At 62.7% G+C, this 24,243-nt stretch carries 27 protein-coding genes; 9 read left to right on the forward strand and 18 right to left on the reverse strand.

Annotation, left to right across the window (positions count from 1 at the left end; all coding sequences use genetic code 11):
* Position 1: 1 nt before the first annotated feature.
* Positions 2-2,890, forward strand: coding sequence for an EAL domain-containing protein (locus NKI25_RS29990; protein ID WP_023674148.1), 2,889 nt, complete (start codon positions 2-4; stop codon positions 2,888-2,890).
* A 24-nt stretch (positions 2,891-2,914) separates the two neighbouring features.
* On the opposite strand, the gene NKI25_RS29995 is transcribed toward NKI25_RS29990, so the two are convergent.
* Positions 2,915-3,523, reverse strand: coding sequence for a YqgE/AlgH family protein (locus NKI25_RS29995; RefSeq protein ID WP_031211061.1), 609 nt, complete (start codon positions 3,521-3,523; stop codon positions 2,915-2,917).
* Between the two features lie 147 nt (positions 3,524-3,670).
* On the opposite strand from NKI25_RS29995, the gene NKI25_RS30000 reads away from it, so the two are divergent.
* The 3 genes from NKI25_RS30000 to NKI25_RS30010 all read left to right on the forward strand — a co-directional run bounded on the left by NKI25_RS30000 (position 3,671) and on the right by NKI25_RS30010 (position 5,686).
* Positions 3,671-4,477: a protein-disulfide reductase DsbD domain-containing protein gene (locus NKI25_RS30000; protein WP_353000178.1), complete on the forward strand. Its 807-nt coding sequence runs from the start codon at positions 3,671-3,673 to the stop codon at positions 4,475-4,477.
* 81 nt (positions 4,478-4,558) lie between these two features.
* Positions 4,559-5,059 (forward strand): peroxiredoxin, encoded by a 501-nt coding sequence (locus NKI25_RS30005; RefSeq protein WP_023674145.1) that lies wholly within the window; start codon positions 4,559-4,561, stop codon positions 5,057-5,059.
* A 147-nt stretch (positions 5,060-5,206) separates the two neighbouring features.
* Positions 5,207-5,686: a DUF2938 domain-containing protein gene (locus NKI25_RS30010; protein WP_352571387.1), complete on the forward strand. Its 480-nt coding sequence runs from the start codon at positions 5,207-5,209 to the stop codon at positions 5,684-5,686.
* Positions 5,687-5,690: 4 nt separating this feature from the next.
* Here NKI25_RS30010 and NKI25_RS30015 read toward each other — a convergent pair whose 3' ends face one another.
* The 12 genes from NKI25_RS30015 to coxB all read right to left on the reverse strand — a co-directional run bounded on the left by NKI25_RS30015 (position 5,691) and on the right by coxB (position 15,472).
* Entirely contained in the window at positions 5,691-6,284 is a 594-nt protein-coding gene (locus NKI25_RS30015) for a histidine phosphatase family protein (protein ID WP_352456891.1), read from the reverse strand.
* 43 nt (positions 6,285-6,327) lie between these two features.
* Entirely contained in the window at positions 6,328-6,855 is a 528-nt protein-coding gene (gene rnhA / locus NKI25_RS30020) for a ribonuclease HI (RefSeq protein ID WP_023674142.1), read from the reverse strand.
* Complete coding sequence (locus tag NKI25_RS30025; RefSeq protein ID WP_023674141.1) at positions 6,852-7,814, reverse strand: homoserine kinase; 963 nt, start codon at positions 7,812-7,814, stop codon at positions 6,852-6,854. Before NKI25_RS30025 ends, rnhA begins: the two co-directional genes overlap by 4 nt.
* Positions 7,815-7,819: 5 nt before the next feature.
* Entirely contained in the window at positions 7,820-8,824 is a 1,005-nt protein-coding gene (gene ispH / locus NKI25_RS30030; protein WP_352829439.1) for a 4-hydroxy-3-methylbut-2-enyl diphosphate reductase, read from the reverse strand.
* 107 nt (positions 8,825-8,931) lie between these two features.
* Positions 8,932-9,687 (reverse strand): SURF1 family protein, encoded by a 756-nt coding sequence (locus tag NKI25_RS30035; protein ID WP_352622964.1) that lies wholly within the window; start codon positions 9,685-9,687, stop codon positions 8,932-8,934.
* A complete protein-coding gene (locus tag NKI25_RS30040) occupies positions 9,684-10,070 on the reverse strand; it encodes a DUF983 domain-containing protein (protein ID WP_352621654.1) in 387 nt (128 codons plus the stop codon). Before NKI25_RS30040 ends, NKI25_RS30035 begins: the two co-directional genes overlap by 4 nt.
* A gap of 113 nt (positions 10,071-10,183) precedes the next feature.
* Positions 10,184-11,065: a cytochrome c oxidase subunit 3 gene (locus NKI25_RS30045; RefSeq protein WP_352578608.1), complete on the reverse strand. Its 882-nt coding sequence runs from the start codon at positions 11,063-11,065 to the stop codon at positions 10,184-10,186.
* A gap of 1 nt (position 11,066) precedes the next feature.
* The gene (locus NKI25_RS30050) at positions 11,067-11,699 is read right to left on the reverse strand and encodes a cytochrome c oxidase assembly protein (protein WP_352622965.1); all 633 of its coding nucleotides are present in this window, start codon (positions 11,697-11,699) and stop codon (positions 11,067-11,069) included.
* A gap of 7 nt (positions 11,700-11,706) precedes the next feature.
* Entirely contained in the window at positions 11,707-11,874 is a 168-nt protein-coding gene (locus NKI25_RS30055; RefSeq protein ID WP_502894815.1) for a cytochrome c oxidase system small membrane protein, read from the reverse strand.
* Positions 11,871-12,815, reverse strand: a complete 945-nt coding sequence (locus NKI25_RS30060; protein ID WP_352622966.1) for a heme o synthase — start codon at positions 12,813-12,815, stop codon at positions 11,871-11,873. The genes NKI25_RS30055 and NKI25_RS30060 overlap by 4 nt, the downstream gene beginning before the upstream one ends.
* Before the next feature lie 75 nt (positions 12,816-12,890).
* Complete coding sequence (ctaD, locus tag NKI25_RS30065) at positions 12,891-14,543, reverse strand: cytochrome c oxidase subunit I (RefSeq protein WP_352622967.1); 1,653 nt, start codon at positions 14,541-14,543, stop codon at positions 12,891-12,893.
* Positions 14,544-14,581: 38 nt separating this feature from the next.
* Positions 14,582-15,472 carry a cytochrome c oxidase subunit II gene (coxB, locus tag NKI25_RS30070; RefSeq protein ID WP_352622968.1) on the reverse strand — a complete coding sequence of 297 codons (891 nt, stop codon included), beginning with the start codon at positions 15,470-15,472 and terminating at the stop codon, positions 14,582-14,584.
* Between the two features lie 359 nt (positions 15,473-15,831).
* Between coxB and NKI25_RS30075 the strand changes: the two genes are divergently transcribed.
* From NKI25_RS30075 to NKI25_RS30090, 4 genes are all read left to right on the forward strand, one after another.
* On the forward strand, positions 15,832-16,356 hold the full coding sequence (locus tag NKI25_RS30075; RefSeq protein ID WP_353000180.1) for an invasion associated locus B family protein: 525 nt from the start codon (positions 15,832-15,834) through the stop codon (positions 16,354-16,356).
* 127 nt (positions 16,357-16,483) lie between these two features.
* On the forward strand, positions 16,484-17,896 hold the full coding sequence (gene tldD, locus NKI25_RS30080) for a metalloprotease TldD (protein ID WP_353000182.1): 1,413 nt from the start codon (positions 16,484-16,486) through the stop codon (positions 17,894-17,896).
* 151 nt (positions 17,897-18,047) lie between these two features.
* Positions 18,048-18,323 (forward strand): AbrB/MazE/SpoVT family DNA-binding domain-containing protein, encoded by a 276-nt coding sequence (locus tag NKI25_RS30085; RefSeq protein WP_023674129.1) that lies wholly within the window; start codon positions 18,048-18,050, stop codon positions 18,321-18,323.
* Entirely contained in the window at positions 18,310-18,699 is a 390-nt protein-coding gene (locus NKI25_RS30090) for a type II toxin-antitoxin system VapC family toxin (protein WP_023674128.1), read from the forward strand. Before NKI25_RS30085 ends, NKI25_RS30090 begins: the two co-directional genes overlap by 14 nt.
* Before the next feature lie 54 nt (positions 18,700-18,753).
* On the opposite strand, the gene NKI25_RS30095 is transcribed toward NKI25_RS30090, so the two are convergent.
* From NKI25_RS30095 to NKI25_RS30105, 3 genes are read right to left on the reverse strand one after another with little or no spacing between them, the layout of a single operon-like run.
* Positions 18,754-19,140: an antitoxin Xre/MbcA/ParS toxin-binding domain-containing protein gene (locus tag NKI25_RS30095; protein ID WP_352622970.1), complete on the reverse strand. Its 387-nt coding sequence runs from the start codon at positions 19,138-19,140 to the stop codon at positions 18,754-18,756.
* A 59-nt stretch (positions 19,141-19,199) separates the two neighbouring features.
* The gene (locus NKI25_RS30100) at positions 19,200-20,441 is read right to left on the reverse strand and encodes a class I SAM-dependent RNA methyltransferase (protein ID WP_352622971.1); all 1,242 of its coding nucleotides are present in this window, start codon (positions 20,439-20,441) and stop codon (positions 19,200-19,202) included.
* Complete coding sequence (locus tag NKI25_RS30105) at positions 20,438-21,217, reverse strand: TlyA family RNA methyltransferase (RefSeq protein WP_352622972.1); 780 nt, start codon at positions 21,215-21,217, stop codon at positions 20,438-20,440. The genes NKI25_RS30100 and NKI25_RS30105 overlap by 4 nt, the downstream gene beginning before the upstream one ends.
* Before the next feature lie 175 nt (positions 21,218-21,392).
* Here NKI25_RS30105 and NKI25_RS30110 point away from each other — a divergent pair, with 175 nt between their 5' ends.
* Entirely contained in the window at positions 21,393-21,794 is a 402-nt protein-coding gene (locus tag NKI25_RS30110; protein WP_352622973.1) for a GFA family protein, read from the forward strand.
* Positions 21,795-21,820: 26 nt separating this feature from the next.
* On the opposite strand, the gene NKI25_RS30115 is transcribed toward NKI25_RS30110, so the two are convergent.
* Both NKI25_RS30115 and dxs read right to left on the reverse strand, forming a co-directional pair.
* On the reverse strand, positions 21,821-22,114 hold the full coding sequence (locus tag NKI25_RS30115) for a hypothetical protein (RefSeq protein WP_352593347.1): 294 nt from the start codon (positions 22,112-22,114) through the stop codon (positions 21,821-21,823).
* 210 nt (positions 22,115-22,324) lie between these two features.
* Positions 22,325-24,238, reverse strand: coding sequence for a 1-deoxy-D-xylulose-5-phosphate synthase (dxs, locus tag NKI25_RS30120; protein ID WP_352593344.1), 1,914 nt, complete (start codon positions 24,236-24,238; stop codon positions 22,325-22,327).
* Positions 24,239-24,243 lie beyond the last annotated feature (5 nt).

Below are 24,243 nucleotides of genomic sequence, written 5' to 3' on the forward strand. Positions count from 1 at the left end.
TTTGACGAATTTTCTGCGCAAGGGGTCGCTGCTTGCCTTTATGCTGGCGGCAATCGTCACGCTCTGCGCGGCATCCTCGGCGTTTGCCGTAGAACCGATCAAGATCGCCCGCGACGACGTTGCGCTCGATCTTTCGGGGGCCGTCTCGATCTACCGGAACCAGGGCGAGAATTTTCAGGTGTCGACCGCGCCAGGCCCGGACGGCATCGTGCGGCGCATCGAGGTCGAGGCAAATGATGCGCGCTCGACCGGTGACTGGGCGGTGTTCGCGCTGGCCAATACCACCGACCAGCAGCTCGACAGGCTGATTGTCGCACCGCATTTCCGGCTGGTGAATTCCGGCCTGTTCTGGCCGGATCTCGGCTCGACCCGTATCGCTGCGATCACGCCCAGCGAAGGCTTTGCGCTCGACCGTCAGACCAGCCCCGACGCCGATGTGTTCCGGGTGACGTTGAACCCCGGAACGGTGATTACCTTCATCGCCGAGCTCGCCTCGCCCAAGCTGCCGCAGGTCTATCTGTGGGATCCTGAATCCTACAAGGACTCGGTCAATTCCTACACGCTGTTTCGTGGCATCGTCATCGGCATCGCCGGCCTGCTGGCGCTGTTCCTGACCATTCTTTTCGTCGTCAAGGGGACCTCGATGTTCCCGGCAACGGCGGCCCTAGCCTGGGCGGTGCTTGCCTATATCTGCGTCGATTTCGGCTTTCTCAACAAGATCATAGAGATCTCACCGGGCAATGAGCAGATGTGGCGCGCCGGAACGGAGGTGGCGCTCGCGGCGACCTTCGTGGTGTTCCTGTTTGCCTATCTCAACCTCAACCGGTGGCACGGCCATTTCAGCTACGGCGCACTGGTCTGGATTCTCGGGCTGGTGCTGATCGCCGGTGTCGCCATCATCGATCCGGCGGTTGCCGCCGGCATTGCCAGGCTGTCCTTCGCCGCCACCGCGCTGACCGGGCTCGGCCTGATCATCTTCCTCGGTATCCGCGGTTACGACCGCGCCATCATGCTGGTGCCCAGTTGGGTGATGGTTCTGCTGTGGCTATGCGGATCGTGGATGGCAATCACCGGCATGCTGGACAACGATATCGCTCAGCCGGCGCTGGGCGGTGGGCTGATCCTCATCATCCTGCTGATCGGCTTCACCGTGATGCAGCACGCTTTTGCCGGCGGCGCGCTGCATCAGGGCCTGTTCTCCGACCTTGAGCGGCAGGCGCTGGCGGTTGCCGGATCGGGCGATACTGTGTGGGACTGGGACGTGCTGCGCGACCGCGTCGTCACTCGTCCCGACGTCAGCATTCAGCTCGGTCTTGCCCCCAACAGCCTCGGCGGCCCTGCCCGCAACTGGCTGCCGGTGCTGCATGCCGACGACCGCGACACGTTTCGCACGACACTCGACGTGGTGCTCGAGCACCGGCGCGGCCGGGTGTCGCAAAACTTTCGCCTGCGCGGCGCCGACGGGCACTATCACTGGTTTTCGTTGCGCGCCCGGCCGGTGATCGGCTCGGACGGCGAGGTCATCCGCTGCGTCGGCACCATGGTCGACGTGACGGAGCAGAAGAAATCCGAGGAACGGCTGCTGCATGACGCCGTGCACGACAATCTGACCGGCCTGCCCAACCGCGAGCTGTTCATGAACCGGCTGGAGGCGATCATTTCGATTGCCCGCACCGAAGAGAAGGTGCGCCCGACCGTCTTCGTCATCGACATAGACCGGTTCAAGCAGGTCAATGACGGGCTCGGCATCTCGGCCGGCGATACCATCCTTTTGACTATCGCGCGGCGGCTGCACCGACTGCTCAAGCCGAAGGATTCGCTGTCGCGCTTTGCCGGCGACCAGTTCGCGCTGATGCTTTTGTCGGAGCAGGATCCGGCCCGCATCGCGGCCATTGCCGATGCCATCAAGCACGCCATCAACAACCCGATCACCTTCGCCAAGCGCGAGATCGTGCTGACGGCCTCGATCGGGCTGATCACCTGGACCGCCACGCAGACCTCGGCCGAGGACATGGTCAAGGATGCCGAGCTTGCCATGCATCAGGCCAAGCGCTTCGGCGGCGACCGGATCGAGCCGTTCCGTCCCGCCTTCCGCACCGTCGGCACCGACCGGCTGCAGTTCGAGTCCGATCTGCGCCGCGCCATCGAACGACGCGAATTCACGCTTGCCTACCAGCCGATCGTGCGGCTGGAGGACGGCAGCGTCGCAGGCTTCGAAGCGCTGCTGCGCTGGGACCATCCGCGGCGCGGCATGATCCCGCCGGCGGATTTCATTCCGGTTGCCGAAAACTGCGGCCTGATCGTGCAGCTTGGGCTGTTTGCCATGCAGCAGGCTGCCGAAGACCTGGCGGGATGGCAAAAGCAGATCGGCGATGCGCCGCTGTCGGTCTCGGTCAATCTGTCCAGCCGCCAGCTCATCCGCCGCGACCTGGTCAGCGACGTCCGCTCGGTGATCGCGCGAGCCAACCTGAAACCGCGCTGCTTCCGGCTCGAACTCACCGAATCGCTGGTGATGGACAATCCCGAGCAGACCGCCCATGTGCTGACCAAGTTGAAGCAGCTTGGCATCGGCCTGTCGCTGGATGATTTCGGCACCGGCTATTCATCGCTGGCCTATCTGACGCGCTTTCCGTTCGACACTATCAAGATCGACAAGAGCTTCGTCGACGACGCGACGCCGAAACGTGCGGTGCTGCTCAAATCCATGGTCAACATGGCGCATGAACTCGGCCTGTCGGTTGTCGCCGAAGGCATTTCGGACGAGAGCGATGCGCTGGAGTTGCGGCAGATGGGCTGCGAATACGTGCAGAGCTTCATGTTCGGCGCGCCGATGCCGGGCGACCAGGTGCTGAAGACGCTGAAGGAACAGTATCCGCTCACTCAAGCGTGACAAGTTTCGGGGACGTGATGAGGCTCAGGCGTGACCGGCAGCCAGGCTGAGATGCGCGAGATCGATGCCGATCGAGGCGAGGATCCGGTCATATTTGCGATCGATGTCGGCGTCGAACAGAAGCTCGGCACTTGCCGGGCAAGTCAGCCAGCCATTCTCGACGATCTCGTTTTCAAGCTGGCCTGCACCCCAGCCGGCATAGCCGAGCGCCATCAGAGCCCGCCGGGGTCCGCGGCCGGAGGAGATGGCGCGCAATATGTCGACGGTCGCGGTGAGACAGACATCATCGGACACGGCGAGCGAGGATTCCACCCGGTAGTCGCCCGAATGCAGAACGAAGCCGCGGCTGCGATCCACCGGTCCGCCATTGCGCACGACGAAGTCGCGCGCCGGCGGCGGCAGGCGAATTGCCTCCAGCTCGTTCATGATGCCAAGTTGCACGAGCAGGTCCGGAAACAGCATCTGCTGCGTCTGGTTGATGATCAGCCCCATCGCGCCTTCGTCGCTGTGCGCGCAAATGTAGATGACGGAGCGCGTGAAGCGGTCGTCCTTCATGCCGGGCATGGCAATCAGGAACTGATCGTCGAGAAAGCCGGGTCCTGCGGCCGTCCTTTTATGGCGCAACAAATCCATGGCCACAGCGTAACGCGTTTCCGGGGCGTCGAAAAGATGGGCGGCGCCCGATTTGATCAGGCTCAAAAGCCGAAGGTCACGCAAATATGATGCCGGCGGCGTCATGAAATCATTGCGCGGCCATCAACGGACGATCAAATCATCGCCATGCAAAGCTTGAAAATCCTGCTGCTTGGTGTGGCCATTGGATCGGCGACCGGCTTCCCCGCCTCAGCCTCCTCGTCGGCCTGGTACAACAGCGAAGGCGGCAGGGTGCGGCTGATAACAAGCGGCAAAGCCGACGAGGCCGGACGTCTCCAGGGCGTCCTCGACATTGCGCTGAAGCCCGGCTGGAAAACCTATTGGCGCGATCCGGGCGATGCGGGGGTGCCGCCACAGATCGACGTCTCGGCCAGCACCAACATTGCCGACGCGACGCTTTCGTTTCCGCCGCCGCAGCGCCACGATGACGGCTATGGCAAATGGGCCGGCTACGACCACCCGGTTTCGTTGCCGGTGACGTTCACGCTTGCAGCGCCCGGCCAACCGGCCGTCATCGATGCGGACATCTTCCTCGGCATTTGCGAAACCATCTGCATCCCGGTGCAGACAAGGCTGACCGTCGATCCCGGCGCCGATCCCGACAACGCCGAGGATGCGGCACTGGTCAAGGCGGGCCTTGCAACCCTGCCCGCCACGGCAACGCCCGATTTCGGCATAAACGTACTGCCGGGCGACCACGAAACGCTGATTGTCGAAGCGAGCTTTCCGGGCAGCCCCGAGGGCGCCGACTTCTTCGTTGCCGGCGAACGCGACTACATGTTCGGTGCCCCGGCACGCAGCGAAAAGGATGGCAAGCTGATCTTTACTGTACCGATCCTCGACAGGCCGTCGACAACGCCAACCGATGGCGGCCTGCACTACACACTGACAAGTGCCGCAGGCGCGGTCGAAGGCCTGTTGCCATTCCCGTGATGCCAACGTCTGGACGGTTGCCGGGCGCGCCTTAATTCGCTATCGCAAGGAGCTCCCTTCCATTTCCAAGCGAGGACCATCATGACGATCTCCGTTGGCGACAAACTGCCCGATGCGACCTTCAAGACAATGACCGCCGACGGTGCAAGGCCGATCACGACGGGCGAGATATTCTCAGGAAAGAAGGTCGTGCTGTTTGGCGTTCCAGGCGCCTTCACGCCGACCTGCAGCAACAATCATCTGCCCGGCTACCTGGACAATTACGACGCCATCCTGGCGCGCGGCGTCGACACTATCGCCGTTGTCTCGGTCAACGATGTTCACGTCATGGGGGCTTGGGCCCGCTTCAGCGGCGGTGAAGGCAAAATCCTTTATCTTGCCGATGGCAATGGCGATTTCGCCAAATCGGTCGGCCTCGACGCCGACCTCTCCAGCGGCGGCATGGGGCTACGCTCGAAGCGTTTTTCGATGATCGTCGATGACGGCAAGGTCACCGCACTCAATGTCGAGACAAAGCCCGGCGTCGACGAATCCGGTGCGGCTCACATTCTCGGACAGCTTTCCGTCCTGGCGACAGCCTAGGCCAGGCACGGCAAAGGGCGCCTTCGAGCGCTCAACGTCCAAAGGACGCTGACTTTTGCATCGGCGCATGATCCTTCCGAAAGCCGACCCGGTTTTCGGGACCATGCGTCGGCTCTTCGGGACTGCTTGCTTTTGGGGACCTCGATTATGTCTGACATCGTCTGGCGCAGCGTCGCGATCGGCATCGGCGCAACCGCGCTTATGGATGTCTGGGCGATTTTCCTGAGCAAGGCGTTTGCTCAACCGCGGCCGAACTGGGGGCTGGTCGGCCGCTGGGTCTGGCATCTCAGGGAAGGCGAGGTCTTCCATGACGACATTGGCGAGGCCTCGCCCTACCCGCATGAATCAGTACTTGGCTGGGCCTTTCATTATGCTGTCGGCATCGTCTACGGCATCATACTGGTCGTGCTGGCCGGAACGGCCTGGCTCACCGCGCCGACCTTCCTGCCGGCTTTTATGCTCGGTATCGTCACCGTCGGCGCCGGATGGTTTCTGCTGGCGCCCGGCATGGGCGCCGGCTGGGCCGCTTCGAAGCGCCCCAATCCGATGCAGGTCCGCGCCCTCAATCTTGTGTCGCATACGGTGTTTGCCATCGGACTGTTCGGCACCGCCCTGCTGATCCGATAGGTAATTAACCGTCGCGGCGCTGCGTCGGCCTGTCGATCGGCTGCCATCCATGGATAACGCGACGCGCGCTGATATCGTATGCGAAGTAGTTCCCACCGCCCGCTGGCTGATCCGCCTCGCGGCTGATTTCCCGACCGCTCAAAGAGAGCAGCAGGAGCGTTCCGACACCTCCGTGACCTATGAAAGCAACGTCGACGGCGGCGTCGGTGCGTAGCACAGTGTCTACCTCGCTTAGAATACGACGCTGGGCTTCGATAGCTCGCTCCCATCCACGAATGCTGCTGTTTGGATTGGCGAAGAATTGGTCGGCGACCGCCTCGAACTCCGATGGCGGCAGGAAACCGGTTGCCGATCGGTCATTCTCATGCATCCGTTCCCTCACCTCGACTGCAAGGCGGAGATGCCTTCCGAGTATCCCGGCGGTTTCTATCGCCTTGCGTTCACCCGACGACACGATCCGCCGGATCGACCCAACCCACGGCTGATCGAGCATTGCAGATGTTCTCGCTCGCCCGATGTCGGACAGTCCCCACTCCGGCACTGGAACGTTGGCATCGACCTGAACCTGGGGATGCGTGATGTAGTATGCAATCGGCATGATAACAGCTCTTCCTGCCAGAGAGCGGACCCGCAGCCGGAATTCAATAGCTTTGCGTCGAGCGCCGCGCCTTTGTGGCCGCCGGCTGCTTTGACTGCGAACCTGGTTCTGGCGCCGCAGTCTTGACGAGGCCTTTCTTGAAAGGCGCCATGCCGAGCCGCGCCAATTCGTCGGCGCGCTCGTTCTCAGGATGGCCGGCATGGCCCTTGACCCAATGCCAGGTGACCTGATGGCGGTTACGCGCCGCGTCGAGCTGCTGCCACAGCTCGGCATTCTTCACCGGCTGCCTGGCGGCCGTCTTCCAGCCGTTGCGCTTCCAGCCGTCGATCCAGCTGAAAATACCGTCCTTGACATAGTTGCTGTCGGTATAAAGATCGACGGCGCAGGGCTCCTTGAGCGCATTAAGCGCCGAGATGGCCGCCAACAGTTCCATACGGTTGTTGGTGGTGGCAGCCTCGCCACCATGGAGCTCCTTGATTGCGCCGTTGAAGCGCAGGATTGCGCCCCAGCCGCCAGGCCCGGGATTGCCCGAACAGGCACCATCGGTGAAGATTTCAACGCGCTTGGTCATGTCAGTCCATATTCGGAAGGAGAGTTGATCGCCCGGTGGAAGCGCATCCGGCGGATATACTCGGTCGGGTCGCGTTTCATCACCAGCCCGCCGTCCGGGACCGTCAGCCAGTCATAGAGCCGGGTCAGCATGAAGCGCAGCGCCGAACCGCGCGCCAGCATCGGCAGCGCAGCTTTCTCGTCACTGCTCAACGGCCGCACGCTTTGGTAGCCGGCAAGCAGCGCCGTGCCCTTGGTCAGATTGAAGGAAAAATCCTTCTCGAAGCACCAGGCGTTCAGGCACGTGGCAACGTCATAGGCGTAGAGGTCGTTGCAGGCGAAATAGAAGTCGATCAGCCCGGACAGTTTCTCGCCGAGGAAGAACACATTGTCCGGGAAAAGATCGGCATGGATGATGCCTCGCGGCAGACCGTTCGGCCAGTTCCGCTCGAAATCGGCGAAATCGGCATCGACCTCGGCAGCCAGTCCCGGCTCGACCTCGTCGGCGCGGGCGCGGGCGGCATTCCACAGCTTGCGCCAGCCATCGATGGCAAGGGCGTTGGGGCGGGTCATCGGAAAATCCGCGCCGGCGAGATGCAGTGCCGCCAGCGCCTTGCCGACCTCGCCGCAATGCGCAGCCGTCGGCCGCCTCAGCGACAGGCCTTCGAGAAAGGTGATGATGACCGCCGGCCGGCCGGCAAGTGTTCCGATCACACCACCATCATGTGCGGTGACCGGGAGCGGGCACGAAATGCCCTTTCTGGCGAGGTGGGCCATAAGGCCGAGAAAGAACGGCAGGTCAGCCTTGTCGACGCGCTTCTCGTAAAGCGTCAGTATGTAGGAGCCGCTGCTGGTGTGCAGCAGAAAATTCGAGTTTTCGGTACCTTCGGCGATGCCCTTGTAGGACAAGAGGTCGCCGACCGGATAGTTCCTGAGGAATGCGCCGAGCTCGCCCTCGTTGACGTCGGTGTAAACCGCCATCGTTGCTACGCGGCCCCGTTGACGAAGGCCATGTCGGCAGCCGTCAGTTCGACATCGCGCAACACCCGCATCACCGGAAAGTCCTCCGTCTCCGTCGCCGTCACGGCCAGCTCGATGGTCACGTCGAAGCGCTGCCTGAACGCATCGACGATCTCGTCGACGATGATCTCCGGCGCCGAGGCGCCCGCCGACAGGCCGAGCGTCGAAATGCCGGCAATCTCATTCCACGGAATTTCGGAGGCGCGCTGCACAAGAAGCGACATCGAGGCGCCGGCGCGCTCGGCCACTTCGACCAGGCGCCGCGAGTTGGAGGAGTTAGGTGCGCCGACAACCAGGAAGAGATCGGCGCCGGCCGCTGTTTCCTTGACCGCTTCCTGGCGATTGGTGGTGGCATAACAGATCGATTCCGCCGCCGGCGCGTGCAGGTCGGGAAAACGCTGCTGCAGGGCGCGGATGATGCCGGCGGTGTCCTCGACCGACAGCGTCGTCTGGGTGACGAAACCGAGCGCCTGCGGGTCTGCGGGCACGAAGCTTGCGGCGTCGGCTTCGGTCTCGATCAGAGTGACCGCGCCGTCCGGCAACTGGCCCATTGTGCCGATCACCTCTGGATGCCCGGCATGGCCGATCAAAAGCACGTGGCGGCCAAGCCGCTGATGGCGCATCGCCTGCTTATGGACCTTCGAGACCAGCGGGCAAGTCGCGTCGAGATAGAACAGGTTGCGGGACTGGGCGTCGGCCGGCACAGATTTCGGCACGCCATGCGCCGAAAAGACGACCGGGCTCTGGCGATGCTCGGGCGGGATCTCGGAGAGCTCCTCGATGAACACCGCGCCGAGGCTTTGCAGCCCTTCGACGACGTAGCGGTTGTGCACGATCTCGTGGCGGACATAGACCGGCGCGCCGTATTTCTTCAGCGCCAGCACGACGATCTGGATGGCACGGTCAACGCCCGCACAGAAACCGCGGGGCTGGCAGAGCCGGATGGTCAGCGGCGGCTTTGTGTGAAGCATGATTGCATCTTACGCTGATTGTAGGCCGGTTGATCGGACTATGACTTCTGAGCTCAAGGCGGGAAATGAGGTGCGCGGCCCTGCCCTGTCAAGGGTAGTGGCGGCGATCATTGGTCTTTCGCCGGGCGGCGGAGCCAGGAGATCAGGACGCCGGCAAGGGCGGCGGCAAGGCCGTACCAGGTTATCGCATATTGCAGATGGCTGTTCGGCAGGTCGATGACGGTGACACCGCCAACCGGCAGCCCGCCGGGGTTGGGGGTGGCGTTCGCATCGATGAAGATCGGCACCAGCGCCGCACCTGTCGGCAGGCCGGCGCTCGAGGCCATCGCGTCACGATCTTTCCAGTAGAAGATATTCTTCTGCGGATCGTTGTCGGGAAGCATCATCGAGGGCTTGGCCGGCAGCGGGTTGCGGGCGAGCCCCGTCACCGTCACTTTGCCCGTTACCTGTCCCTGCGGCCGCTTGGCTGGATCCTTGAAATCGTAAGGCACGAAGCCGCGGTTGATCAGCACGAAACGGCCATCGTCGAGCCGTAGCGGCGTGAAGACGTCGAAACCGGACTGGCCTTCCCAGGTGGCGAGGAAATGCCGCTCGTCTTGATGCAGGAAAGTGCCGGTCACTATCACCGGCGTGTAGTCCACGTCGCCGGCGGCAGCAAACCGCTTTTCGAGCTCGGCCAATGGCACAGGCGCCGAATGCGTGCGCTGGTCTATCGTCTGGAGAAGCCCCTCTTTCCAGTGCAGGCGCTGAACCTGCCAGGTGCCGAGCGCCAGCAGGATCAAAAACACGACGATACCCAGGCCGAGTGCCAATGCGCGCTTCGGCCGCGACCGGCCGGCCACCGAACCGGATGCCTCGCTCATTCGCCGCGGTCCAGCCGGCCCTCGGCCGCCTTGTTGCGGTATTGCAGCGTCAGCAGCACGCCCTTGATCAGCCGGAGCGCCGCCAGGCAAAGCACCAGCGTCAGCGGAATCCACAGCAGCAGATGCAGCCAGAGCGGCGGATTGAGCGTCACCTCCATCCACAACGCCAGGCCAACGACGATAAAGCCGATGATTAGGATAACGAACACCGCCGGCCCGTCGCCGGCATCGGCGAAGGAATAATCGAGGCCGCAATTGGAGCAGCGATCACCGACCGTGAGGAACCCGGAGAACAGCTTGCCCTCGCCACAGCGGGGGCAGCGGCCATGCAGGCCGGCCGAGATCGGATCGATTGGTGGCCAGATCGCCTTGTCGTCGCTCATGAGGTCATCCTAGGAGCATTTGCCGCAAAAGATAAGGCGGCCACGTCGCCGCAGCCGCCTTGTCGATTTCCTGAGACCCCAATTCCTCGGGCCTCAATTTCCTGAGGCGAATGTCAGTGTGGTTCGATCATCGCACCGTTCGACGCCCAGACGTAGATCGAGGCAAACAGGAACAGCCACACCACGTCGACGAAGTGCCAATACCAGGCGGCGGCCTCGAAGCCGAAATGCTGCTTGGGCGTGAAGTCGCCCTTCATGGCGCGGATCAGGCAGACCAGCAGGAAGATCGTGCCGATGATGACGTGGAAACCATGGAAGCCGGTCGCCATGAAGAAGGTGGCGCCGTAGATGGAATCCCTGAAGCCGAACGGCGCATGCATGTACTCGTAGGCCTGCACCATGGTGAACAGCATGCCGAGGCCGACGGTCAGCACCAAGCCATTGATCAGGCCCTTGCGGTCGCCGTGGATGAGCGAGTGGTGCGCCCAGGTCACCGTGGTACCCGACAGAAGCAGGATGACGGTGTTGTAGAGCGGCAGATGGAAGGGGTCGAGAACTTCGAGGCCCTTGGGTGGCCAGACGCCGCCGGTGAAGGCGGTACGGGCGTATTGATGGACCTCGCCCGGAAACAGGCTGGCGTCGAAGAAGGCCCAGAACCAGGCGACGAAGAACATCACCTCGGAGGCGATGAACATGATCATGCCGTAGCGCAGATGCAGCGACACGACACGGGTGTGGTGTCCCTCATGCGCCTCCTTGATCGTATCCGACCACCAGGCGAACATCGTGTAGATGACGATCAGCAGGCCGATGAAGAACAACCATGGATTAGCGATGTTGAAACCGAAGATCGGGAAATCGCCGCCCTTGAGATATTGCATGTAACAGACGCCGCCGAACGCGGTCACCAGCGCCCCGACGGAGCCCAGGAAAGGCCACGGGCTCGGGTCGACGAGGTGGTAGTCATGTTGTGGTTTTGCGTGTGCGTCTGCCATATCAACCCCCGAGGCTTGCTTCGGTATCTGAAATCTTGTTGCGGCGGCCGTCGGCCGGCACCGATGATGCGACCGGCTTGGTCTTGTCGACCGGGAACATCGTGTAGGACAGGGTAATCGTCCTCAAATCCTTCAGTTCCGGCGCGTTGACGATATCGGGATCGACATAGAACACGACCGGCATGTCCAGTGTCTCCCCCGGCTTCAGTGTCGTGTCGGTGAAGCAGAAACACTCGACCTTGTTGAAGTAAGGTCCGGCCAGTTCAGGCTGTACATTGAAGGTGGCGCGTCCGGTAATGGGCCGGCTGAATTTGTTCGTCGCGCTGAAATGCGCTTCGGCGGTCTCGCCGATCTTGATGGTGATCGAGCGGGCGACCGGCTGGAATTGCCAGGGAACGCCGGCGGTGTTGGCGTCGAAGCGGATGGTGATGTCGCGATCGAGCACCCGATCGGCATATTGCTGGGTCGCCCGTTTGACGGTACCGCCGTAGCCTGTCGCCTGGCAGAACATCGCGTAGAGCGGTACCGCGGCGTAGGCCATGCCGATCATGCCGCCGAAGAACGCGATGCAGACGCCGGCGACGACGCGGTTCGTATTCTTCTTCTTAGGATCGGTGACTGTTTGCCTGGTCATTGTGAGCTCACATCGAGCCGGGGAAACTGTGACCAAATTTCACGATGGTCGCGACGTAGAATATGACGACCAGCGCCGCCAGCGCGAAACCGATTGCGGCCGAGCGATTGCGGCGGGCCTTCTGCTGACGTTCGGTCAGCGTGACCAGTTCAAGCTTCTTTTCGATCATGCTCATGCTCCACCGATGGTCAGCGCGCGCGCGACGACGCAATCGCCAAGGTAGGCGGCGAAGATGGCGAAGAGATAGAGCAGCGAATAGCCGAACAAGGCCTTGGCCGGCTTCATCGCCCGGTCGTCATCGGCCATTTGCAGCACCTTCCACGCATACCAGACGAAGCCGGCGCCGAGCAGCAATGCAACGATGCCATAGGCCGGCGTGGTGAACCCGAGAACCCAGGGCAGCACGCCAACCGGCGCGAGGACCAGCGCATAGGCAAAGATCTGGCGTCTGGTCGAGGCCTGGCCGGCGACATTCGGCATCATCGGAATGCCTGCCTTCGCATAGTCCTCCGACTTGAAGAGCGCGAGCGCCCAGAAATGTGGCGGCGTCCACAGGAAGATGACCAGGAACAGCACCAAGCTTTCGAGGCTGACCGATCCGGTTACCGCCGCCCAGCCTATGACCGGCGGAATGGCACCGGCAGCCCCGCCGATGACGATGTTCTGAGGCGTCCAGCGCTTTAGCCACATCGTATAGATGACGGCATAGAAAAAGATGGTGAAGGCCAGAAGCGACGCTGCCAACCAGTTGACCAGCACGCCGAGCGTCATCACCGACAGAACCGACAGCACCAACCCGAAACTCAATGCCTCGCCTGGCCGGATGCGGCCGGCCGGCACGGGACGGCCGGCGGTGCGCGTCATCACCGCATCGATGTCTGCGTCGTACCACATGTTGAGCGCACCGGACGCGCCGGCGCCAATGGCAATAGCCAGGATCGCGATCACCGCCAGCAGCGGATTGATGGTCACCGGGGCGGCGACCATGCCGACAAACGCAGTGAACACCACCAACGACATGACGCGCGGCTTCAGCAGGGCGAAGAAATCGCCCGCCGTCGCTTCCGACATGCGGAAGCCCGGCTCGTCAATCAGTCTGTCTTCGGCAAGGGCCATGCGTACTTAAAGTCCATCATTCCGTTGGCCAAAACCGCCGGCCGGCCGGCGGTTCCGTATTAAGGAGGCAACCGCCTACTTGATCTTCGGCAACTGTTCCCACTGGTGGAACGGCGGCGGCGAAGGCAGCTGCCATTCCAGCGTGGTCGCACCCTCGCCCCAAGGATTGGCGCCGGCGACCCGCTTCTTCTGGAACGCCTCGAAGACGCCGAACAGGAAGATGACGACGCCGACAGCCGAGATGTACGAGCCGTAGGACGACACCATATTCCAGCCGGCGAAGGCATCCGGATAGTCGATATAGCGACGCGGCATACCGGAAAGGCCGAGGAAGTGCTGCGGGAAAAAGACCAGGTTGACGCCGACGAAAGTGACCCAGAAGTGGGTGTTGGCGATCACCGGCGAATACATGTAGCCGGTCATCTTCGGGAACCAGTAGTACCAGCCGGCGAAGATCGCGAAGACCGCGCCCAGCGACAGCACGTAGTGGAAGTGCGCGACCACGAAATAGGTGTCGTGCAGCGGGCGGTCGAGGCCGGCATTGGCCAGCTGCACACCGGTGACGCCGCCAACAGTGAACAGGAAGATGAAGCCGATCGCCCACAGCATCGGGGTCTTGAGCGAAATCGACCCGCCCCACATAGTGGCGATCCAGGAGAAGATCTTCACACCCGTCGGCACCGCGATGACCATGGTGGCGAAGACGAAATAGCGCTGGGTGTCGAGCGATAGGCCCGTCGTGTACATGTGGTGGGCCCAGACGATGAAGCCCACCGCGCCGATGGCAACCATCGCATAGGCCATGCCGAGATAGCCAAACACCGGCTTCCTCGAAAAGGTCGAGATGATATGGCTGATGATACCGAAACCCGGCAGGATCAGAATGTAGACCTCCGGATGGCCGAAGAACCAGAACAGGTGCTGGAACAGGATCGGATCGCCGCCGCCGTCCGGGGCGAAGAAGGTGGTGCCGAAATTGCGGTCGGTCAAAAGCATGGTGATGCCGCCGGCCAGCACCGGCAACGACAGCAGCAGCAGGAAGGCGGTAATCAGCACCGACCAGGCGAAAAGCGGCATCTTGTGCATGGTCATGCCGGGCGCGCGCATGTTGAAGATGGTGGTGATGAAGTTGATGGCGCCAAGAATCGAGGAGGCGCCGGCGATGTGGATTGACAGGATCGCCAGATCCATGGCTGGTCCAGGCTGGCCCGATGTCGACAGCGGCGGGTAAAGCGTCCAGCCGCCGCCGACGCCGTAGGCGCCGGGCGCACTCGGGACGAAGGCCGAGAAAATCAGCAGGATAAAAGCCGGCGGCAGCAGCCAGAACGAGACGTTGTTCATGCGCGGGAAGGCCATATCCGGCGCGCCGATCATGATCGGCACCATCCAGTTGGCAAAGCCGCCGATCAGCGCCGGCATCACCATGAAGAAGATCATGATCAGCGCATGCGCGGTGGTGAAAGCATTGTACATGCTCTTGCCCCCGTCGATGGCGGCGTCGCCGTTCATGCCGTAGACCATCTGCGCCAGGCCAGTGAAGATCTGGATGCCCGGCTCCTGCAATTCCATGCGCATGACGACCGACAAGGCGCCACCGATGCAGCCCGCCATGATCGCGAAGATCAGATAAAGCGTACCGATGTCCTTGTGGTTGGTCGAATACACCCACCGGACCCAGCCATGATACGGCTTGTGGTCGTGGTCGTCGTGAGCTGCAGCGTTCGCCATGGTCGGCTCCGTTCCCTGAATCTTTTCTGGTCGCGGCATCAATTGCCGGCGGCCGCTACCTTGTTCGTGCCATCGACCTCGGCCATCAGCGCTTTGTTGGCGCCGGGAAGGTCGGTCTTGGCTGCCGCCAGCCAGGTCTTGTATTGTGCATCGGAGACGACGCGAATGGCGATCGGCATGAAGGCGTGGTCCTTGCCGCAGAGTTCCGAGCACTGGCCGTAATAGAGGCCTTCCTTGTCCGCCTTGAACCAGACCTCGTTGATGCGGCCCGGCACCGCATCGGTCTTGATGCCGAAGGACGGCATGGCAAAGGCGTGAATGACGTCGGTCGCCGTCACCAGCACCCGGGTCATGGTGTTGACCGGCACCACCATCTCATTGTCGACGGCGAGCAGGCGCGGATACGCGGCGCGATCTTCCTTGCCGGCAGCAGCCCTGTCGGCATCCTGAAGGATCGCGGAATTAAAGGAAAGCGTGTTGTCGACCTGGTATTCGTAGTCCCAGTTCCACTGATTGCCGGTCGCCTTGACGGTCAGCTTGGCTTCTTCCGGCGGCGTGTATTGCGCGGTCAGCAGCTGGAACGAGGGAATGGCGAGACAGAGCAGGATGACCACGGGACCGACAGTCCAGATGACCTCGATCAGCGTGTTGTGGCTGGTGCGCGACGGCGTCGGGTTGACGCTCGCCCGGAACCGCAAAATGCAGTAGGCAATCAGGAAAAGCACCAAGGCGGTGATCACAATGATGAACGCGAACGAGTAGTTCCCGAACCACTCGATCTGCCGCATAATGTCGGTCGCCGGAGGCTGAAAACTGGTTTCCCAAGGTTGGGGCTGGGCTGCATGAGCGGATGCAGCGGCAAACAACGTGGCGGCGGCACTAGCTACGATTTTGGCGGTTGCCAGGAATTTTCTCATCGCCCTCGTCATCTCCCAGTTCCTCGCGATCGGACCGCAAGAATGTCGAACAATGCCGGGACGGGAATCCCGGACAATTCAAGGCTGGTTCAAACCATACTCTATTTGCCTCCGCAAGAAAGGAGCGCCGGAACCCGTGCGGCATTTTTGCGCGCAAGCGCGGCTGTGGCTTCGTGCGGTGACTGCTTGCCGCGAATCACCAGAGCGGCATCCGGGTAGAATGAGCCGCGCGGCGTGCGGAGCCGTCGCAATTAGGGCGAAATTGGCACTGAAAAGCGCATTGTCGCCTGTGTCGGGGCAGATCGCCGGGGTCTCGTCCTTTACTTGGGTTTAGTGCGGCTTAAAGTGCCGTGATTCGCAATGGAGCCGTCATGAACCCTTGGCTTTCGAGAACCTTGGCGAAGGTCATCTTTGTTGCCGCCGCAATAGCCTTGTCCGGCGCCGGCCTGGCCAATGCCGCGCAGCCAAGCGGCACGGTGAAGTCGACGCATGGGGCGTGGTCGATCATCTGCGATACGCCGGCCGGTGCTACATCCGAACAATGCGTGATGATGCAGAACGTCGTCGCCGAGGACCGCCCGGAAATGGGGCTTTCCGTCGTCGTGCTCCTCACAGCCGACAACAAGGCCGAAATCCTGCGTGTGCTGGCGCCGCTCGGCGTGCTGTTGCCCAACGGCCTCGGCCTCAATGTCGACGGCAAGGATATCGGCCGTGCCTATTTCGTGCGCTGTTTCCAGGACGGCTGCTATGCCGAGGTCATCCTGGAAAAGCCGCTGCTCGACACGCTGAAGACCGGTACGTCGGCGACCTTCATCGTCTTCCAGACGCCGGAAGAGGGCATCGGCATTCCCGTCGACCTCAAGGGTTTCGCCGACGGCTTCGCCGCCCTGCCTTGAGACTGGGTCTTGTAGCACGATCCAGTGATGTTGACCGGCCGGGTCACGGCAAATCTCATTTCAGATTGTCTGTGAGGGCCTTCGCGCCTACATCGTGGGAAACAATCCTCCTGCGAATGGACCTGCCATGAACAGCCTGATCGGCCAATTTGACCTTTCCGACGATCGCATCAAGCAAATCGTTGCCGAGACTATTAACGGCGCCGACGACGGCGAACTGTTTCTCGAATATAGCGAAAGCGAATCGCTGATGTTCGACAATGGCAAGCTGAAGACCGCGAATTTCAACACCGACCAGGGTTTCGGCCTGCGCGCCGTCGCCGGCGAAGCCAGCGGCTACGCCCATTCCAGCGATCTCTCCGAAGCCTCGCTGCTGCGCGCCGCCGATGCCGTTTCGACGGTGAAGAGCGGCTATTCCGGTACGCTTGCCGCAGCGCCTGCCCGCACCAACCGCCATCTCTACGGCGACGGAAACCCTATCCCCTCACCTTCCTTCGAAGCCAAGGCCAAGCTGCTTCAGGAAATCGATGCATGGCTGCGGGCCGAGGATCCGCGCGTCAGGCAGGTGACGGCGTCGCTCGCCGCCTCCTGGCAGCATGTCGAGATCGTGCGCGCCGACGGCCAGATGGTGCGCGACATCCGTCCGCTGGTCAGGATCAACGTGTCGGTGGTGGTCGGCGGCGGCGACCGCCAGGAGAGCGGCTCCTACGGCATGGGAGGCCGCAAGGATTTTGGTGAATTCCTGATCGAGGACAGCTGGCGGCACGCGGCCAAGGAGGCATTGCGGCAAGCGCTGGTCAATCTCGAAGCGGTTCCAGCACCTGCCGGCACTTTCGACATCGTGCTGTCGAGCGGCTGGCCGGGCGTCATGTTGCACGAGGCGGTCGGCCACGGGCTGGAAGGCGATTTCAACCGCAAGAAGACGTCGGCCTTCGCCGGCCTGCTTGGCCAGCAGGTGGCAGCGAAAGGCGTCACCGTCGTTGATGACGGCACCCTGCCCGAGCGGCGTGGCTCGCTTACCGTCGACGATGAGGGCACGCCATCGGCCCATAACGTGCTGATCGACGATGGCAAGCTGGTCGGCTACATGCAGGACCGCCAGAACGCCCGGTTGATGGGCATGAAAGCCACGGGCAACGGACGACGCCAAGGTTACGCGCACGAGCCTATGCCGCGCATGACCAACACCTACATGACAGCAGGCGACATGGAGCCGGACGAGATCATCGCCTCGGTCAAGAACGGCATCTATGCCGTGTCGTTCGGTGGCGGCCAGGTCGACATCACTTCGGGCAAGTTCGTGTTCGGCTGCACCGAAGCCTACATGATCGAGAACGGCAAGGTGACGCAACCGATCAAGGGCGCCATGCTGATCGGCAACGGGCCGGATGCCATGCATCGTGTGGCGATGATCGGCAACGACATTAAGCTCGACACCGGCATCGGCATGTGCGGCAAGGCCGGACAGGGCGTGCCGGTCGGCGTCGGCCAGCCGCATCTCAGGATGAACCAGATGACAGTCGGCGGCACCAGGGTTTGATGGAGTTGACGTCGAATTATCGCCGCTCCGGAACAACCAATCCCCGCCGCCCACTGCCTTGTCATCGCTTTAAGTAGGAGTAGCTTGCGCCTTGAATTTGCCGAGAGCTTCGACTATCTTACATTCGTCTTACACCTAAGGACGTGCCGAGATGGCTGCCGCAGAGAAGCTCGTAACTACGGTCTCGACCAAGGGACAGGTCATCCTGCCCAGCGCGATCCGGAAACGGAGGGAATGGCATGCCGGCACACGCCTTCTGGTCGAGGATACCCCGGAGGGCGTGCTACTGAAGCCTGCGCCAGTCTTCGCCGAGACGCGGCCAGAGGACGTGTTTGGATCGCTGCGCTATAGCGGCAGGCCGAAGACGTTGGAAGAAATGGACGCGGGCGTGCTCGCCGAAGCGCGGCGGCGCCATGCTCGCAATTGATACCAACCTGATCGTCCGCTACCTGACGGGCGATCACCCGTCGCAGTCTTCCCGCGCCCGGGCGCTGATCGATAGCCAGCCGGTCTTTGTCGCCGTCACGGTGATGCTGGAAGTCGAATGGGTGTTGCGCAGCGCCTACGGTTTTGCGCCTCTTGAAATCGCCCGTACGCTACGGGTGTTTAGCGGGCTTCCCACGGTAGAGGTGGAAGACGGGGCGGTCGTGTCGTCCGCGCTCGACCTCTCGGAACAGGGGTTGGATTTCGCTGATGCGCTGCATCTGGGCAAGTCCGCTCACTGCGCTGGCTTCGCGACTTTTGACCGCAAGTTCGTCAGGGCCGCGAAGGCGGCCGGATACGAACGCGTGCAAGAAGCATAGCAGCTCACAGCGGCCCAGCGCGGCACAAAAGCGCGCCACAGGGTCAGCCTGGTTTCAGGCATAGATGCCGGAGCGGACTGCCTCCAGATAGGCAAGCACCTTGTCCGTCTTGCCTTCGCGAACCAGATCGTAGGCGGTCTTTCCGGCCCAACCGGGGATCGGCTGATGCTTGAACCAGATCGCCGCACGATGTTCATCACCGGCCATCTCGCCGGCCATCGCCAGGATACGGACGATGGGACTCAATGCGGCGTCGACCATGCGCGCACCGGGCTTGGCGGCAAGCGTGTTGCGCGCGAGACCGGTCAGCCCCGCCAGTTCTGTCATATTGACCCCTAGCAGTTCAGCGACCCGCCTTGGCGAGAGAAACGGCGCCCGCTCCTCGCCGAAGCGCGATGCCGAAATTCGAAGGCTGCGGTGCTCATGGCAATTTCCTGGCACAGTTTGAACGACGTGCGCTAAAAATGTGCTTTTTTGGTGCGCGTTTCAGGCCCTGGCTGCTAGCGCCTTCGTCTCGGCTTCTCCAACAGCGCCACGGCCTCGACATGCGGCGACCACAGGAACTGGTCGATCGGCGTCACGCTCTTCAGGGCGTAGCCGCCGTCCATGAGGATGCGTAGGTCCCGCGCCAGCGTTACCGGATTGCAAGACACCGCGGCGACGAGCGGCACGTCGGAGCGCGCGATCTGCTTCGACTGGTCCTCGGCGCCGGCGCGAGGCGGGTCGAAGACAACGCCGTCAAAGGCATTCAACTCCTTGAATGTCAGCGGCCTCCGGAACAGGTCGCGACGTTCGCCGGTCACCCGCTTCAGGCCGCTGGCGAAACGGAATGCCCGGTCGAGCGCCGCGAGTGCTGCCGCATCGCCTTCCACCGCATGAACCTCCGATCTTGCGGCCAGGCGCAGCGCGAAGCTGCCGCAGCCGGCGAAGAGATCGGCGACCTTTTTGGCGCGCGCGAAATGCTGGCCGACAATGTTGGCCATCGCCTGTTCGGCAGCCTCGGTCGCCTGCAGGAAAGCGCCCGGAGGCACTGCGACGGCGACGCCGCCAAACAGGACGACCGGTTTGTTTGGTTCGATAATGACCTCGCCGTCGACCGACAGTCTGGCTAGCCCCTCGGCGATGACGAAGTTGGAGGCGACGCGGCGCTGGTTCTCGCCGAGCTTGCCGGAATCGTGAACCGCGACATCGAGGCCGGAACCGGTCACCGTCACCGCCATGTGGAACGATTTGGTCGTGGTGCAGATCAGTCCGGCAAGCATCCTCAAACGGTCGAGCGCAGCGACGATCTGCGGCAGCGAGATCGGGCATTCCTCGATCGAGATGATCTCGGATGACAGCGCGCGAACGAAGCCGAACTGCATTCCCACCTCGCTCCGCCGGGCGGTGAAGACGACACGGCGGCGCGTGTGCGGCGCGCACGGCACCAGCGCCCCGAGATCGCAAGCGATGCCCTTGCTCTTCAGCGCATGCACGACCTTTTCGCGCTTCCACCGGTGATAGGCTTCAGTCTCGAGATGCTGGACGGCGCAGCCGCCGCACGCGCCGAAATGCCGGCACGGCGGATCGACCCGCAACGGCGAAGCCTGAAGGACCGACATCAAGGTGGCGCGATCTTTCTCCCGCGCGGCGGTGACGACCTCTCCCGGCAGCGCGAACGGAATGAAAACCTCGCCGGTTTCCGTCTCGGCGATGCCGTCGCCCTGCGAGCCCAACCTTGCGATCGTGAAACGGGTGCTCATCGCTTCTGGGTCTCGACGTCCTTGATGCCGCCGAGCAGGAACTCGCGGTTGCCGTCGCCGCCCTCTATCGGTGACAGATAAAGCCCCAGCGAGCGCCAGCCGGGAATGGCATCGAGCCAGTCCTGCATCAGGCCGGCAATGCGCGCCGCATCATAGGGGTCCTTCAGCAGGCCGCCCTTGCCGATCGCCTCGCGGCCGGCCTCGAATTGCGGCTTGACCAGAAACACAGCTTTTGCGCCATTCCTGGCCAAGGCAAGCGCCGGCGGCAGCGCCAGTTTCAGCGATATGAAGCTGACATCCGAGACGATGAAATCCGGCACACGGCCGCCGAGATCGGCGGCCGACAGTTCGCGCGCATTCAGGCCTTCAATTACCGTCACGCGCGGATCGCCGGCGATGTTGGAGTGCATCTGGCCGTGCCCCACATCGATCGCCGTGACATGCGCCGCGCCGCGTTCGAGCAGCACCTGCGTGAAGCCGCCGGTCGAGGCGCCGACATCGAGCGCTTCGCTGCCGGTGGGGTCGAGGGCGAAATGGTCGAGACCAGCCTTCAGCTTCAGTGCAGCGCGCGACACGTAACCTTGCGCCGGATCGTCAACGACGATGTTGCACTCAGGCAGAACGGCCTGGCCCGGCTTGAGGGCGACGATGCCATCGACCGTCACGGTGCCGCGCTCGACCGCGTCGCGGGCACGCGAGCGGCTGGCAAACAGGCCGCGCTGGACGAGCAATTCGTCGAGCCGCTGGCGTATGCTGGCTGGCGGAAGGGAAGTCATCGGCCTTCATGGCGAAAGCCAACGATGATGGCAAGGAGATTGGCGATCAGACAAGGCATAGTTGGAAAGGCGGTGAACGCATCAAGCCACTGCGCTGTTTGTCGAACCTCGCACGAGACCCGAAGCAATGCTAAGAAAGAGATGCCGTTTAGCCGTCGAAACGTGGAGGAGGAACATGCTGACGGGAACCTGCCACTGCGGGGCAGCCCACTGGACCCTGGAGGGCGATCCCGGTTCGATCACTGCCTGCAGTTGCACACTTTGCCGTCGCTACGGCACGCTCTGGGCTTACGACTATGTCGACGAACGCATCCGCCTTGCCGGGCCCGTAAGCGCCTATCGGCGCGTCGGAAAGGCTCATCCTTCGCTTGAGATTCTCTTCTGCCCAACCTGCGCTTGCGTCCTGGCCTGGCGCGGTTTGCATCCCGATGCGGCTGGGCGCTACCGCGTCGCCGTCAATGTGAGGCTTGCGCCGCCCGAGGCCGTCGCCGATCTCCCGATCGACCATTTCGATGGTCTCGATACATTCGAGGATTTGCCGAGAGATGGTCGCTGTGTGCGCGACATGTGGTTCTAGTTCTAGAGTCTCTTCGGGATCGTGCTTTAGAATATGGTCCGCGAAGCCCGCCGTTCGACGGCCGGCGTCAGACCGTCGCTGCTGTCGCCGGACACCTGCGTGTGCGGCCGGTCAGCGGAACTGGACGCCTTCGGCAAGGTATCTGGCACGACGACGAATTGCGGCGCCTGCTTGTAGGAAAAGCCGCCACGGATTTCGCCGATCTTGCCGGCGACGATGCCCATCACCGCCTTTTCGAGTTTGCGGTCGTAGCGCGTTTCGGCTGTAGCCGACAAGACGAAGATGGCCGCAAGCGCGATGCCGCCCAAAAGCGATCTCATTGGTCTGCTTTCCGCTGCCTGGTTGCCTTCTAGCAGGGCGGCGTTGAAAAACGGCCAAAGGACACGGTAAGCAGATCACCAAACGGCAGCGTAAACAGCATCTTACGACCGTCCGCCGGCAATTTTATTCAAGCAGTTGAGAATTTGATTCAGACTGGCATCTTGCAGCCAAGTTGAATCGCGTCGGCGTCGCGGGAATGCGTCTAAAAGCTAGGCGCGCTGGGCCTGCGCGGTATGCCCCAGCGCCACGAACACGGTGCGCACGATGCCGGCGCTGTCCAGCCCGGCATCGGCATACATCTTTTCCGGCTTGGCATGGTCGACAAATGTGTCGGGCAGCACCAGCGGGCGCACCTTCAAGCCGCTCTCCAGCAGCCCTTCATGGGCCAGGAACTGCAGCACATGGCTGGCGAAGCCGCCGACCGCGCCCTCTTCCACCGTCACCAGTATCTCGTGTGAACGGGCCAGCCGCCGGATCAGGTCCTCGTCGAGCGGCTTGGCAAAACGGGCATCGGCGACCGTGGTCGAAAGCCCGGCCGCGCCAAGCTCCTCGGCTGCGGCCAGGCAATCCTGCAGCCTGGTGCCGAAGGAAAGCAGCGCAACCTTAGTGCCTTCCCTGACGATCCGGCCCTTGCCGATCTCCAATACCGAGCCACGTTGCGGCATCTCGACGCCAACGCCGTTGCCGCGCGGGTAGCGGAACGCGATCGGGCCGTCATCGTAGCTTGCGGCGGTGCGTACCATGTGGCGCAGCTCGGCCTCATCGGCCGCGGCCATGACGACGAAACCGGGCAGCGTCGCCAGGAAGGTCGTGTCGAAGGCGCCGCAATGGGTGGCACCATCGGCGCCGACGAAGCCGGCGCGGTCGATCGGAAAGCGCACCGGCAAATTCTGGATCGCCACGTCGTGGACGACCTGATCGTAGGCGCGCTGCAGGAAGGTCGAGTAGATCGCCGCGAAAGGCTTGAAGCCTTCCGTGGCAAGGCCGGCGGCGAAGGTCACCGCATGTTGCTCGGCGATGCCGACATCGAAGGTCCTCGCCGGAAACGCTTCGCCGAACAGATCAAGCCCGGTGCCGTTCGGCATGGCGGCGGTGATAGCGACGATGCGGTCGTCCTCTCGGGCCTCCTGGATCAGGCTTTCGGCAAACACCTTGGTGTAGCTCGGCGCATTGGCGGGCGCCTTGGCCTGGGCGCCAGTGATGACGTCGAATTTGTTGACGCCATGATATTTGTCGGCCGCCGCCTCGGCCGGGGCGTAGCCCTTGCCCTTCTGGGTCACGACATGGATCAGCACCGGGCCGTCGGCATTGTCGCGGACGTTCTTCAGCACCGGGATCAGGTGCTCGAGGTTGTGACCGTCGATCGGGCCGATGTGGTAGAACCCCATTTCCTCGAACAACGTGCCGCCGGTGACGTAACCGCGCGCATGCTCGACCGCTCGCTTGATGGCGCGATCGGCGCGCTCGCCGAGATACGACGTCAGCTTCTTGCCGAAATCGCGCAAGCCCAGATAGGTCTTGCCCGACGCCAGACGGGCCAGATAGGCGCTCATTGCGCCGGTCGGCGGAGCGATCGACATATCGTTGTCGTTCAAGATGACGATCAGCCGGGCATCGAGTGCGCCGGCATTGTTCATCGCCTCATAGGCCATGCCGGCCGACATGGCGCCGTCGCCGATGACGGCAATGACATTGTTGCGGCCATCGGACAGATCGCGCGCCATCGCCATGCCGAGGCCGGCTGAAATCGAGGTCGAGGAGTGGGCTGCGCCGAACGGATCGTATTCGCTCTCGACGCGACGCGTGAAGCCGGACAGGCCGCCCTCCTGGCGCAGCGTGCGGATGCGATCGCGGCGGCCGGTCAGGATCTTGTGCGGATAGGCCTGGTGGCCGACGTCCCAGATCAGCCGGTCGTCCGGCGTGTTGAAGACGTAGTGCAGCGCGACGGTCAACTCGACCACGCCAAGGCCGGCGCCGAGATGGCCGCCGGTGTGGGAAACGACGTCGATCAGTTCGGCGCGAAGCTCTGACGCCAGCTGCGGCAGGTCGCCTTCGGCAAGCGTGCGCAAATCGGCTGGGACGCGGACCTTGTCGAGAAGCGGCGTATCGGGCTTTGCGTTCACTGTTT

Source organism: Mesorhizobium sp. M0808 (assembly GCF_040320025.1).
Classification (GTDB): Bacteria; Pseudomonadota; Alphaproteobacteria; order Rhizobiales; family Rhizobiaceae; genus Mesorhizobium.

What these genes read in the sequence shown, in the direction of transcription:
- NKI25_RS30010 (WP_352571387.1), top strand. Translation starts at nt 5,207, where the DNA reads ATGTCTGACATCGTCTGGCGCAGCGTCGCGATCGGCATCGGCGCAACC.
- NKI25_RS29995 (WP_031211061.1), bottom strand. Translation starts at nt 3,523, where the DNA reads ATGGATTTGTTGCGCCATAAAAGGACGGCCGCAGGACCCGGCTTTCTC.
- NKI25_RS30050 (WP_352622965.1), bottom strand. Translation starts at nt 11,699, where the DNA reads ATGACCAGGCAAACAGTCACCGATCCTAAGAAGAAGAATACGAACCGC.
- NKI25_RS30000 (WP_353000178.1), top strand. Translation starts at nt 3,671, where the DNA reads ATGCAAAGCTTGAAAATCCTGCTGCTTGGTGTGGCCATTGGATCGGCG.
- NKI25_RS30025 (WP_023674141.1), bottom strand. Translation starts at nt 7,814, where the DNA reads ATGGCGGTTTACACCGACGTCAACGAGGGCGAGCTCGGCGCATTCCTC.
- NKI25_RS30115 (WP_352593347.1), bottom strand. Translation starts at nt 22,114, where the DNA reads ATGAGATCGCTTTTGGGCGGCATCGCGCTTGCGGCCATCTTCGTCTTG.
- NKI25_RS30035 (WP_352622964.1), bottom strand. Translation starts at nt 9,687, where the DNA reads ATGAGCGAGGCATCCGGTTCGGTGGCCGGCCGGTCGCGGCCGAAGCGC.
- ctaD (WP_352622967.1), bottom strand. Translation starts at nt 14,543, where the DNA reads ATGGCGAACGCTGCAGCTCACGACGACCACGACCACAAGCCGTATCAT.
- tldD (WP_353000182.1), top strand. Translation starts at nt 16,484, where the DNA reads ATGAACAGCCTGATCGGCCAATTTGACCTTTCCGACGATCGCATCAAG.
- NKI25_RS30045 (WP_352578608.1), bottom strand. Translation starts at nt 11,065, where the DNA reads ATGGCAGACGCACACGCAAAACCACAACATGACTACCACCTCGTCGAC.
- NKI25_RS30075 (WP_353000180.1), top strand. Translation starts at nt 15,832, where the DNA reads ATGAACCCTTGGCTTTCGAGAACCTTGGCGAAGGTCATCTTTGTTGCC.
- NKI25_RS30110 (WP_352622973.1), top strand. Translation starts at nt 21,393, where the DNA reads ATGCTGACGGGAACCTGCCACTGCGGGGCAGCCCACTGGACCCTGGAG.
- NKI25_RS30085 (WP_023674129.1), top strand. Translation starts at nt 18,048, where the DNA reads ATGGCTGCCGCAGAGAAGCTCGTAACTACGGTCTCGACCAAGGGACAG.
- NKI25_RS30015 (WP_352456891.1), bottom strand. Translation starts at nt 6,284, where the DNA reads ATGCCGATTGCATACTACATCACGCATCCCCAGGTTCAGGTCGATGCC.
- ispH (WP_352829439.1), bottom strand. Translation starts at nt 8,824, where the DNA reads ATGCTTCACACAAAGCCGCCGCTGACCATCCGGCTCTGCCAGCCCCGC.
- NKI25_RS30090 (WP_023674128.1), top strand. Translation starts at nt 18,310, where the DNA reads ATGCTCGCAATTGATACCAACCTGATCGTCCGCTACCTGACGGGCGAT.
- NKI25_RS30105 (WP_352622972.1), bottom strand. Translation starts at nt 21,217, where the DNA reads ATGACTTCCCTTCCGCCAGCCAGCATACGCCAGCGGCTCGACGAATTG.
- NKI25_RS30040 (WP_352621654.1), bottom strand. Translation starts at nt 10,070, where the DNA reads ATGAGCGACGACAAGGCGATCTGGCCACCAATCGATCCGATCTCGGCC.
- NKI25_RS30055 (WP_502894815.1), bottom strand. Translation starts at nt 11,874, where the DNA reads ATGAGCATGATCGAAAAGAAGCTTGAACTGGTCACGCTGACCGAACGT.
- NKI25_RS30060 (WP_352622966.1), bottom strand. Translation starts at nt 12,815, where the DNA reads ATGGCCCTTGCCGAAGACAGACTGATTGACGAGCCGGGCTTCCGCATG.
- NKI25_RS30100 (WP_352622971.1), bottom strand. Translation starts at nt 20,441, where the DNA reads ATGAGCACCCGTTTCACGATCGCAAGGTTGGGCTCGCAGGGCGACGGC.
- coxB (WP_352622968.1), bottom strand. Translation starts at nt 15,472, where the DNA reads ATGACGAGGGCGATGAGAAAATTCCTGGCAACCGCCAAAATCGTAGCT.
- NKI25_RS30005 (WP_023674145.1), top strand. Translation starts at nt 4,559, where the DNA reads ATGACGATCTCCGTTGGCGACAAACTGCCCGATGCGACCTTCAAGACA.
- rnhA (WP_023674142.1), bottom strand. Translation starts at nt 6,855, where the DNA reads ATGACCAAGCGCGTTGAAATCTTCACCGATGGTGCCTGTTCGGGCAAT.